10 protein-coding genes and 1 tRNA gene are annotated in these 11,673 nt (G+C 62.9%); 9 read left to right on the top strand and 2 right to left on the bottom strand.

All coding sequences use genetic code 11. From position 1 onward, the window contains the following. Positions 1-76 precede the first annotated feature (76 nt). Positions 77-150 (bottom strand) — tRNA-Lys (locus tag TX76_RS14700). A gap of 128 nt (positions 151-278) precedes the next feature. Between TX76_RS14700 and TX76_RS14695 the strand changes: the two genes are divergently transcribed. After that, complete coding sequence (locus TX76_RS14695) at positions 279-1,718, top strand: DHH family phosphoesterase (protein WP_049903455.1); 1,440 nt, start codon at positions 279-281, stop codon at positions 1,716-1,718. A 4-nt stretch (positions 1,719-1,722) separates the two neighbouring features. Here TX76_RS14695 and TX76_RS14690 read toward each other — a convergent pair whose 3' ends face one another. Next, positions 1,723-2,019: a PRC-barrel domain-containing protein gene (locus tag TX76_RS14690; RefSeq protein ID WP_049903453.1), complete on the bottom strand. Its 297-nt coding sequence runs from the start codon at positions 2,017-2,019 to the stop codon at positions 1,723-1,725. 252 nt (positions 2,020-2,271) lie between these two features. Here TX76_RS14690 and cas6 point away from each other — a divergent pair, with 252 nt between their 5' ends. From cas6 to cas2, 8 genes are read left to right on the top strand one after another with little or no spacing between them, the layout of a single operon-like run. Then, positions 2,272-3,087 (top strand): CRISPR-associated endoribonuclease Cas6, encoded by an 816-nt coding sequence (gene cas6 / locus TX76_RS14685; RefSeq protein WP_049903450.1) that lies wholly within the window; start codon positions 2,272-2,274, stop codon positions 3,085-3,087. Then, entirely contained in the window at positions 3,074-5,182 is a 2,109-nt protein-coding gene (gene cas8b, locus TX76_RS14680; protein ID WP_049903448.1) for a type I-B CRISPR-associated protein Cas8b/Csh1, read from the top strand. Before cas6 ends, cas8b begins: the two co-directional genes overlap by 14 nt. Continuing rightward, on the top strand, positions 5,179-6,294 hold the full coding sequence (cas7b, locus tag TX76_RS14675) for a type I-B CRISPR-associated protein Cas7/Csh2 (RefSeq protein WP_049903445.1): 1,116 nt from the start codon (positions 5,179-5,181) through the stop codon (positions 6,292-6,294). The genes cas8b and cas7b overlap by 4 nt, the downstream gene beginning before the upstream one ends. A 2-nt stretch (positions 6,295-6,296) precedes the next feature. Next, positions 6,297-7,094 carry a type I-B CRISPR-associated protein Cas5b gene (gene cas5b / locus TX76_RS14670; RefSeq protein WP_049903442.1) on the top strand — a complete coding sequence of 266 codons (798 nt, stop codon included), beginning with the start codon at positions 6,297-6,299 and terminating at the stop codon, positions 7,092-7,094. After that, on the top strand, positions 7,094-9,697 hold the full coding sequence (locus tag TX76_RS14665) for a CRISPR-associated endonuclease Cas3'' (RefSeq protein ID WP_049903439.1): 2,604 nt from the start codon (positions 7,094-7,096) through the stop codon (positions 9,695-9,697). Before cas5b ends, TX76_RS14665 begins: the two co-directional genes overlap by 1 nt. Then, positions 9,694-10,260, top strand: a complete 567-nt coding sequence (gene cas4 / locus TX76_RS14660; RefSeq protein WP_049903437.1) for a CRISPR-associated protein Cas4 — start codon at positions 9,694-9,696, stop codon at positions 10,258-10,260. The genes TX76_RS14665 and cas4 overlap by 4 nt, the downstream gene beginning before the upstream one ends. After that, positions 10,260-11,252 carry a type I-B CRISPR-associated endonuclease Cas1b gene (gene cas1b / locus TX76_RS14655; RefSeq protein WP_049903434.1) on the top strand — a complete coding sequence of 331 codons (993 nt, stop codon included), beginning with the start codon at positions 10,260-10,262 and terminating at the stop codon, positions 11,250-11,252. The genes cas4 and cas1b overlap by 1 nt, the downstream gene beginning before the upstream one ends. Position 11,253: 1 nt before the next feature. Continuing rightward, complete coding sequence (gene cas2, locus TX76_RS14650) at positions 11,254-11,517, top strand: CRISPR-associated endonuclease Cas2 (RefSeq protein WP_049903432.1); 264 nt, start codon at positions 11,254-11,256, stop codon at positions 11,515-11,517. Positions 11,518-11,673: the final 156 nt, after the last annotated feature.

The following is an 11,673-nucleotide window of genomic DNA, read 5'->3' as shown; positions in this document are numbered from 1 at the left end:
TCTGTGACTACATATAACATCTACTACCGGATTCAAATCCTCCGTGACCGCTTCGCTCGTGGAACCGTCACAGAAGCGGGCCGGGAGGGATTTGAACCCCCGACTGTCTGATTAAGAGTCAGATGCTCTGCCTAACTGAGCTACCGGCCCTGACGATTCGGCGTTACCCGGCCCCAGTCAAATACGTTTCCTTTGAACTCGTGCCCGTCCACATGCGGCAAGCCATCGGGCCGGAACGAACTGCAGGAATAAAGTAGCCCCACGACGGACCGGAGGTAATGAGCACGGGCATCACGATGGCCTCGATGTCCACGTATGCGATCCTCGGCTGTGGCAGCGTCGGTTACGCCGTCGCCGAGGAACTCGCCGACGAGGGCAAGGACGTTCTCATCATCGACGCCGACGACGGCCGGGTCGAGGCGCTGCGTGACCAGGACCTGAACGCGAAGACCGCGGACATCGCGGACGAGGAGGTTCCCGAGGCGGTCGCGGATCGGGACGTCGTGTTGATCCTCTCGACCGATATCGAGGCGAACCAGACCGCGGTCGAGCACATCCGCGAGGAGGGCGACGAACAGTTCATCGTCGCGCGGGCGTCCGACCCGGTGACTGCCGACGAACTCCGGGAGGCGGGCGCGGACGCCGTCATCAACCCCTCCCAGGTGATCGCCGACGCCGCGCTCCGGGCGCTCGAAACCGGCGAACTCGAACACAAGGCGGGCCAGCTCGCGGACGTCATCGACGCAACCGAGTCGAAGCTCGCGATCCTCGCCCACGACAACCCGGGCCCGGACTCGATCGCCAGCGCGGTCGCGTTCCGGGCGATCGCCGAAGCGCGGGGAATCGAGGCGGACATCCTCTACGACGGCGAGATCGGCCACCAGGAGGATCGGGCGTTCGTCAACCTGATCGGGGTCGAACTGCTCGCGCGCGACGAGGTCGATTTCGAGTCGTACGACACGCTCGCGCTGGTCGATCACGCCCGCTCGATGGAACGCGAGATCGAGCGCCCGGTCGACGTGCTGATCGATCACAACGAGCCCGACGCCGACTACGAGGCGGCGTTCACCGACGTGCGCTCGAACGTTTCCTCGACCTCGACGATCCTGACCAAGTACGTCCAGGAGTTCGATCTCGGGCTCGACGACACCGTCGCGACCGCGCTGCTCTACGGCATCCGCGCCGAGACGCTCGACTTCAAGCGCGATACGACGCCCGCCGATCTGACCGCAGCCTCGTATCTCTACCCGTTCGCCGACCACGACACCCTCGAACAGGTCGAGTCGCCGTCGATGAGCCCCGAGACGCTCGACGTGCTCGCCGAGGCCATCCGGAATCGAGAGGTCAGGGGCTCCCATCTCGTCTCGAACGCGGGGTTCATCCACGACCGCGACGCGCTTTCCCAGGCCGCCCAGCATCTCCTGAATCTGGAGGGTGTCACCACGACCGCGGTGTTCGCCATCGACGACGAGCGCATCACCCTGTCGGCGCGCTCGAAGGACATCCGACTCAACATCCGGAACGTGCTGGAGGACGCCTTCGAGGACATCGGCGAGGCCGTGGGCCACTCGACCGACGCGACCGTGACCATTCCGCTCGGGATCTTCACCGGGATCGAGACCAGCGACGACAACCGCGAGACGCTGCTCCAGCTCACCGAGGAGGCGGTCCGGAGAAAGCTGTTCGCCGCGATGGGCGTCGACGAGAACGGGAACTGAGGGCTTACGCAGTCGCTTCCGCCTCGCTCTCCTCTTCTGGCTCGCGGAGGCGCTCCACGACGTCGTTGACGAGCACGATGTCCCCGACCGAGCGGACCCACCGGAACGGCACGATGACGCCCCCGGCGTTGCGTGCGCGCCCGCCGAGCACCTCGCGATTGAGCCCGCCGACCGCGAGCCCCGTGACGACCTCGTCGTCGAGATCGATCCGCACGTCCTCGACCTCGCCGACGAACGTCCCGTTGTTCGAGTAGACCTCGCGACCGACGAGCGAGCCGATCTCCGCTGGCGTCGTGTCCATACCCGGCCATACGCCGATGGGGACTTAACTGTTGGCGAGTTCGGACTCGGGGGTTCTTCGAATCGCACCACTCGGCATCGCCAGGCAGGACAACAGTTCGATCGCCGACACGGCGAGATCATGGATCGATGCTCGTGAGCAGTAGTCGATTTCACGAACCACCACATGGATTTATTACAGGTCGCTGTCAACGACGCTTCATGCCATCAGGTGGCACATCGTGAGACAGCGATATCGACTGGAGGGGAGTCGGTGCGCATCTTAGCCAGGCTTCGTGTTCGCGCGGACGCCGCGTACGACAACGCCTACCATCACAAGCTCCGGGGGCGGCTCTGGCGCGCGCTCGAAGGGACCGCATTCGAGGAGGGCCACGACACGAACGACCCGCCAGGCTTCTGCTACTCGAACCCGTTCCCGCCTGGCGACATGGAGGAAGGCGACGAGCGAACCTTGCTAGTGGCCTCGCCCCACGAGGAGCTGCTGAGCCACGTCGCGCGTGACCTCCGATCGGAACCGGAGCTGAACGTCGGCGAGATGCCCTATCGGGTCGAGGACCTCTCGGCGCTCGCACCCGACGTGGGCGAACCGGGGAGTTCAGGTGTGATCGAGACTGGGACCGGCGTGGTGGTGCGGATTCCGCCGTGGCGACGCGACGACTACGGGATCGAGGGCGACTACGGGGACACCGCGACGTTCTGGCGACCCGAGATGACGATGGAGCCGTTCCGGAACCAAGTGGTGGCGAACCTCGACAAGAAGCATGGTCAGTTCGCGTCCGAGCACCTGCCCGGTCCGAGCGATCGCGACGGCGAGTTGTTCGAGAGCTACGAACTCATCAAAACGTTCGCGCTGCCAGTGACGGTGACGGAGGGCGAGGAGATGACCTACGTCGTGAGCAAGTGGCGACTCGGCTATCGGGTGCGCGACGACCATCACCGGCGACATCTGAACCTCGCGCTGGACTGCGGGATCGGCGAGCGCAACTCGCTCGGGTTCGGGTTCGTGAACATCACCGATCGGACGCGACCGGGCGAGAGCGAACTGGAGGACGCGAATGCTTTCGCCTGAGGAGTTCCGCGAGAGATATCCCGAGGAGAAGCTTGCCGAGGAACTCCCGGATTCGCCGATTGGATCGCTTCGGGACATCCAGTACCTCTACGGCAAGCTCTACACGCTCGCGACCACGGGCGGCGGTGAGTACGCACCGTATCTCACGCCCGATGCGGCCGGTGATCTCGAAGACAGTGGTGATAGTCTCATCGTGGTCCGGGCCGATCTCTCGGGGGACGAACCCCGACTCGCAGACAGGATCGACCCAGTGTGGGTGACGAGTTACAGCGAGGACCAGGTTCAGGATGTCGCGCATTGCAAGTATCCAGCCGCACGCGGTATCGACCACAGCGTCACCCACCAGTCCGGACAGAACAGCGACCCAGAGAAACTCGCCCGCTACGCGAAAGAGCGGTTGACGAAGTGGGCGACCGACGACGTGGTGCAAGAAGTAGCCGAAAACCACGACGAGGGCTGGATCATCAAGGAACTCGTCGAACTAGGGGAAGACGAGGGCGCTCTCGACGAGATCGAAGGGACGCTCACGACCGCGCTCGGTGGCGAGTCGACGACGGCGCTGCTCACGGTGCAGGTACAACTCGACGAGGACGAGGGGTATCGATGGCCGGGCGACCTCGACGTGTTCATGGAGGCGATGCGCCAGCGAAAGCTCTCGAAGCTCGTCACCAAGAACAAGGCCGACGACTCCTCGGGGAACGCGACCGACCTCGTTACCGGCGAACCGACACGGACGGTCGGCACCTCCGAGGACCCCCAGAACTACTTCCTCGGCAAGCAGCTAGAGAAGTTCCCCGGCCTCGACATCGAGGAGGCGTGGCGCACTCATCCGATCTCCGAGGACGCCGCCGTGACGGTGATGAACGCGGATACGTTCGTTGAGGCGTGTACCTACCGAACCTTCGGTGCGAAGGTGTACTGCCTGCCGTACTTCTTCGGGCGGCCATCGATTGACGACGCGTACACGCTGTACAGTACGCTCCACGCCGCCGCAAACGCCGATGAGAGCAGAACCACCCCCATCGAGAACGTATACCAGCGACGAACCGACTGGTCGATCGATACGAATCGGCTTCGGTTCTACGTTTCGGCGGTCATGCCCCATCAGATGTCGCGCTATGACGTCTTCGGTGAGACGCTGAACGGGCGAATACAGTACCCAGCCGAGCTCGCGCGATCACACGTGGACGTGCTTCGAACCGCGGCGTTCCGGGACGACGACCGCTGGACCGCGGCGTTCCCGACGAACGAGGGGTGGACGCTACTCGATGGAGAGGGGCTCCTCGGCCCGATCGCGTCCGGCTGGTACTTCGCCGAAACACTTCCGACGGGCGAGGACGAGGCGAGTGCCGACGACATCCGAATCGAGGCACTCGTCGACGTACTTAGTGGAACGCCGATCCCGGTATCGATGCTGCTGGATGGATACGTCGAACGGATCATCGAAGAAGACACCGACGAGCAGTTCCCTCGGTTTCGGGTCGCGTCCCAGTACGCCCAGTTGTGTGCGCTCGCGGGAGCTGAAGAGGAGTTCCTCACGGCGGACGACCAGCAACGATCGATAGCCGAACAACCGACATATCGAATACGAACCATGGAATCACGAGAAAACCTCGCCATCACCGATGGTGGGTTCGAAGGCGACCAGAACCTCGAAGAGTTCATCGAAAACACACCAGCGCTCGGACACGACCAACGATGTGGCGTGTTTCTCCTGGGTGCACTCGTCGGCGCTGTCGGGAGCTATCAGGAGTGGCCCTTGGAGCGTTCGACGACGCTCGTCGACCAGTTCCCCGTCAAATCGATCACGACGAACCGGATCAAGAAGGTCGCACAGGACGCGATCGAGAAGACGCTGACGTACACGAGGGAGGAAAAGAAACGTGAGGGAAAGCAGTACCCGGGAACGAAGTTCGACTACATCGTCGATCGACTCCGCAAGACGATCCTCAATCCGGATCCCGACGAGTGGGACCTTGACAAGAGCGACCTCCGATTCTACTACGCGCTCGGGGTCACGTACGGCATGAACGACCGCCCGCTCTCAGACGACGACGAAGCAGCCGCAGAAATCGAGGAGGAAGCCACATCATGACAACCGATACTGACGCCAACACCGTCCAGCACCGCTCCGAGATCGTCTTCCTGTACGACGCCGTCGACGCGAACCCGAACGGCAACCCGCTCAGCGGTTCGAACCGTCCGCGGATCGACCCCCAAACCCAACAGGCCATCGTCACGGACGTGCGGCTGAAGCGCTACCTCCGTGACCAGCTCGACGACGACGGCCACGGCGTCTACATCCGCAACGCCAGCGGTGACGATGGATACGCCCAGACGCGTACGAAACTCCTCTCGGCGTGTGTGAAGGACACCGTCGCGTACGTCGAGAAGAACGATGTCGACGAGATGGAAGACGGCGAACTCGCCGAGATGGCGTTCGGCGAGTATCTCGACGAAAGCGTCGACGTGCGCTACTTCGGGGCGACGATGAGCATCGACGCTGACGACGCGCTTGGAGCGGTCGAGGACGCATTGCCGAATCACTTCACCGGCCCGGTACAGTTCTCGCCAGGCAAGTCGATGCACGCCGTCAACGAGAACGAGGAGTACGATAGCCTCACGAGCGTCATCGCAACGCAGGAAGGCAAAGAACAGGGCGGGTTCGACCTCGACGACAATCGTATCCAGTACGGCCTGATTCGGTTTCACGGAATCGTTGACGAGCACGGGGCTGCGGACACGAAGCTCACGGAAAGCGACGTTCGACGTCTCGACACGCTCTGCTGGCGCGCGCTGAAGAACCAGACGATCAGCCGGAGCAAGGTCGGGCAGGAGCCCCGACTGTACTGCCGTGTCGAGTACGATGAGGAGAGTTTCCATCTCGGCGGACTTGACAAGGACCTCGCGCTCGACGAGACGGAGTCAGAGCCCGAAGAAGAGCTTCGAAACGTCCGGGACCTCGCCGTCGATATCGACGAGTTCGTTCGACGACTCTCGAACGCGAGCGATCAGATCGAACGTGTCCGGACCGTCACAAGCGATGTCCTCCAGTTCACACACGAGGGTGAACTCGGCGGCTCGGAGTTGTTCTACGACGCACTCCGCGACGCTATCGGGGACGATGCCGTCGACACCATCGACGTGTACGACGAGCACCGCGAGACACTCCCGACGAGCGACGACAGCAACGACAGTCCGGAGTGACGATGGAGCAGGAATCGCCCGGGGCGTCGACCAACGACGAGTCGGAGTGGGTCCCAGAGCGGTGTCTCTCCGTGACGGTTCGTGGTCCGTGGGGGCACTTCCGACGCGTTGAGGGGAACGTCGTCAAACAGACCTACCGGATTATCCCCCGAACGACAGTTGCGGGCCTGTTAGCTGCGGTGCTCGGTGTCGAGCGTGACGGCTATTACGACCTCTTCGGCCCCTCGGCCTCTCGAATCGCCATCGAGCCGGTGTCACCGCTCCGGACGCTGAACATGCCGATGAACACGCTCTCGACAGCAGGTGGCGACCTCCAATCCATCAACGCTCATGGAAAGATCACTATCAGGCTTCCGGACCCGACGAACCTCCGCCAGCAGCACAACTACGAGGTACTCGTCGGCCCCGAATACCGGATCGACATCGCGCTGAGTGACGAGAAGACGTACCGGAAACTGCGGGAGACGCTCGCAGCCGGGAAATCACACTACGTCCCGAGCCTCGGACTCTCGGAACATCTCGCTGAACTCGAGTTCCACGGCGAGTTCGAGGTTCGAGATGGGCCAACCGACGATCCAGTTGCGGTCGACTCGGCGGTCCCGAACAGAATCGAGAGTGTCGTTCTCGAATCCGGCACGCGCTGTCAGGTCGAAGAATCCCCCGCGTTCATGGCGAACGATTCGGGAGGCCGAACGACGACCGAGTTCACGTCCTACGTCTACAATCCCGACGCGAAGGAACTCGACGTTCGGGATATCGACGCGAAAACGGTCGACGAGCGCACGGTGGTGTTCGTCTGATGGCGCTCGACCCGAACGAGCGATACTCCCATCCTCCGGAAGACGATCATCCGTCAGTAAGACTCGTGACTCATCTCGAAGACGTTGCGAACAGAGTCGATCATCTCGTGCCCGAGGAGGCGACCACACCGGAAGGCGACCCGCTCTACGAGGTCGTCCGTCGCCTCGCGCTCGTCCACGACCTCGGCAAGGCGACGACGTGGTTCCAACACTACATCGACGACGATCGCCGGGACCCGACACCGACAACGAAACGTCACCACTCGCCGCTTGGATCGTTCGCTGCCTTCGCAGTTCTCGAACGCGGCGGGTTCGATACGGAGACCTGTATCGCCGGATTCGTTGCGATCGCGAAACACCACGGTACGCTCCCGGACGTGCTCGAATACGTCGTGGGTCGGACGGATGGAAGCCTCCACGGCGACGACGAAGCACTCGACGTCGTCGCACACCAGGCGAAGAACATCCACGATCACGCTCCCGATGTTGCGACGACCATCTTCGAGGAAGCGACCGGGGATGCCGATGACTGGAAAGCGTTCGCGCAAGCGATCATCGATGACTCGCTCGTCGAACGGATCGCGACACACGTCGTCATCGACGAGCAACCGAACGTCGATGCGCTCTCGAAGTCGTGCTACGCGCTCGTTCTCCAGTGCTGGAGCGCGCTCGTGCTCGCGGACAAGACCAGCGCCGCCGGTGCGGACGACGATTCGTCCACTTACGCGGCGGAGTCGCCCTCGTTGGGCCGACTCGACGAGCACGTCGAACGGATCGAGGACGACGCGAGCGCTGATCCGGACGGAACGCGCGCCGAGCGACTCGACCACCACCGATCGCGCGCCCGCGAGTCCGTCCTCGACAACACCGCCGCGTTCGCCGAGACCGGTGGCGGCGTGGCGACGCTCACGCTGCCGACCGGGATGGGAAAGACGCTCACCGGGCTCTCGGCGGCGTTCGATCTCCGCGATCGACTCGACGGCGAGCGCGTCGTCTACGCGCTCCCCTTTACGAGCATCATCGACCAGGTCGTCGGCGAGGTCGAGGATATCTACGAGACCGACACCGCCGGACGACTGCTCACCGCCCACCACCACCTCGCGGAGACGATCATTCGTGAAGAGGGGAACGAGGAGAAGGCCGATCTCGACGACGACATCGCGGGGATGCTCGCCGAGAGCTGGCGCGCGGGGTTGACGGTAACGACCTTCGTCCAGCTGTTCGAGAGTCTTGCCGGACCGGGCAACCAGCAGTCGATGAAGCTCCCCGCGCTCCGAAACAGCGTCGTCGTCCTCGACGAGCCACAGAGCCTGCCGCTCGACTGGTGGAAGCTCGTTCCCCGACTCGTCGTGATGCTGACCGAGCGCTACGACGCGACCGTGATCGCGATGACGGCGACCCAGCCGGAACTGTTCGAGCACTCGACCGAAATCGTCGGCGATCCGACCGAGCTCGTCGACGATCCCGACAGCTATTTCGAAGCCGTCGAACGGGTGAGCTACGAACTCGATGCCTCAACCGAGCGGTACATCGAGGATCAGGCGGGACCGAAGACCTACGAGGACGCTGCGGACGCGCTGACCGAATCGCTCGACAGCGGGGAGTCCGCTCTCGCGGTTTGCAACACGATCGATAGCACTCGTGAACTCACCGAGCGTGTGAGTGGTCCCACGCAAGTCGATGTCGCCGAAGTGTACGCCGAGGTACTCGGTTCAGTCGGTGACGTGGATTTGGTCGATCCCGAAACGGTCGCTGGCCGCGTGATCGAGGGAGGTGACGACGCGTTGCTGCACCTCTCGACGCGGCTCCGTCCCGCGGACCGGCTGACGCTGATCGAGACGGCAAAAAAACTCACCCAGCGCGGCTATCCGCTCGTCGTCGTCTCGACCCAGCTCGTCGAGGCGGGCGTGGACATCAGCTTCGATCGGGTGTACCGCGACCTCGCCCCGATCGACAGTATCGTGCAGGCAGCGGGGCGGTGCAACCGCTCGTTCGAGCGGGCTCGCGGGCGCGTCACGGTCTGGTGGCTCGACGCTCCCGGCGAGCAGGCGAAGACACCAGCCGAAGCCGTCTACAATCGAGGGACGTCGCTACTCCCTGTCGCCGCCGACACGCTCGATTCGGTCCGCGACGACGAGGGAGCGCTCTCCGAGACGGCAGTGGCCCGAGACGCGGTGAGCCGATACTACGATCGGCTCCATGGGGAGAAAGACGTCGGCAAACAGTCGTACGCGGAGTTCGTCGACGAGGCGCGCGCCGACGAACTGGGGAAACTGTCGCTCATCGGCCAGCGACGGACGGCCGATGTTCTCGTGATACGAACCGAAAACGAGCGTGAACTCGTTGACGACTTTGCCGAGGCAGCGAAGAACCACTCTTTCGACGAGATGGATCGGCTACGTGACGCAACGAAACCTCTTCGGATTTCCGTTCCGGTGTACCGTGAGGACAGCGACAGGGCCGATTCGATCCGGAAATTAACGCCTGTGATCGACAGAGAGGAAGGATTGTGGCGATTGGACACTCGGGATCAAGGATCGTTTTTCGATGTCACGAAGGGTTTCGTCGATCCCGAAAGTACCGTTGACCACCAGTTTCTATGAGTACCGAGACCTCCTCGATAGACCCCGTCGAGAAACTGCTCGCGACGGCCCGCGACGAGGCGCTCGACGACGAGTTCCACGTCACGGGCGTGATGATGCAGTACTACGAGGTCTGTGAGCGCGAGCTCTGGTTCGTCTCCCGCCACCTCGAGATCGATCGGGACAACGTGGCGGTCGTGCGGGGAACACGGGTCGACGACTCCGCCTACGAGGGAAAGCGCCGGAACGTCTCGATCGACGGCACCATCGCCATCGACGTGCTCGAGGATGGTCGTGTGATGGAGGTCAAGCCATCCTCGTCGCTGGTCGATCCCGCGAAGCTCCAGCTGTGTTACTATCTCTGGTATCTCGATCGTGTCGTCGGCGTCGAGCGCGAGGGCGTACTCGCCCATCCGACCGAGCGCAGACAGGAGACGGTCGAACTCACCGACGAGCGCGTCGAGTGGGTCGAGGAGTCGATTCGCGGGGTGCATCGAGTCGTGACGAGCGACACACCGCCACCAGCCGAGGAGAAGCCGTTCTGTGAATCGTGCGCCTATCACGACTTCTGCTGGAGCTGCTGATGAACGACAACTACCACGTGTTCTCCGACGGCCGGCTCGAACGCCACAACGATACCGTGCGCCTCGTCACCGACGAGGGCGAGAAGAAGTACCTCCCCATCGAGAACGCGGAGGCACTCTTCCTCCACGGACAGATCGACTACAACACGCGGCTCATGTCCTTCCTCAACGACGAAGGCGTCGCCGCACACGTCTTCGGGTGGAACGACTACTACGCCGGATCGATCGTGCCCGAGCGAGGCCAGACGTCCGGACGGACACTGGTCGAGCAGGTCCGGAGCTACGACGACCCCGATTCCCGACTCTCGATCGCGCGGGCATTCGTTGCCGGCAGCATCCACAACATGCGCGCGAACGTCTCGTACTACCACAACCGGGATCACGACTTCGAGTCGGTGATCGACGAGCTGGAACGGATCGGCGATGGACTCGACGAGGCCGGGGACGTCTCGGAACTGATGGGCATGGAGGCGGGCGCTCGACGGGCGTACTACTCGACGTTCGACGCGATCCTCCCCGAAGGATTCGTCTTCGGCGGCCGCCAGTACAACCCGCCCTCGAACGAGGTGAACAGTCTGATCTCCTTCGGCAACTCGCTGGTGTACGCCAACTGCGTCTCGGCGATTCGAGCGACCGCGCTCGACCCGGCGGTGAGCTTCCTCCACGAACCGGGCGAGCGACGCTACTCGCTCGCGCTCGACATCGCCGAGCCGTTCAAGCCGGTGCTCGCCGACCGCGTGATATTCCGGCTGCTCAATCGCGGGCAACTCACCACGGATAGCTTCGAGGAGGACCTCAACGCCTGCCTCCTGACCGAGACGGGCCGCAAGACGTTCTCGAAGGCGTTCGAGGAGACCCTCGACCGTACCGTCGAACATCCGCGACTCGACCGGAAGGTGAGCTACCAGTACCTCCTGCGAATCGAGGCGTATAAGCTCAAAAAGCACTTGCTCACTGGCGAGCCCTACGAACCCTTCGAGCGGTGGTGGTAACGTGGTGTACGTGATCGCGGTCTACGACGTACAGGCGGATCGAACACGGCTCTTTCTCAACTACCTCCGACGGCACCTGGTCCATGTCCAGAACTCGGTGTTCGAGGGTGAAGTCACGGAGGGCGAACTCGAACGAATGCGAAATCACGTCGAGGACCTGCTGGAGCCGGGCGAGTCCACCATCATCTACACGGTTTCGGCGGAGAGTTACGTCGATCGAACCGTCTTCGGTGACGACCCGACCGAGGACAGCCAGTTTCTCTGAGCTGCTCCATCGACCCTCGGGGGTTCATCGCGTATTGGCGGTCAACGAAAACCGTATGTGGTGAGCGGCATATAGCGGGTGTATGTCCGCTATATCGGGCATGATTTCAGACGAACCCTTGTGGGGTTGAAGGCTCTGAAAAGGAGATTGAGCGTA

It is taken from the genome of Halococcus agarilyticus, assembly GCF_000334895.1.
Taxonomy (GTDB): Archaea; Halobacteriota; Halobacteria; order Halobacteriales; family Halococcaceae; genus Halococcus; species Halococcus agarilyticus.
The sequence above is the reverse complement of the archived record's forward strand: the minus strand, read 5'-3'. Positions and strand labels throughout refer to the sequence as shown.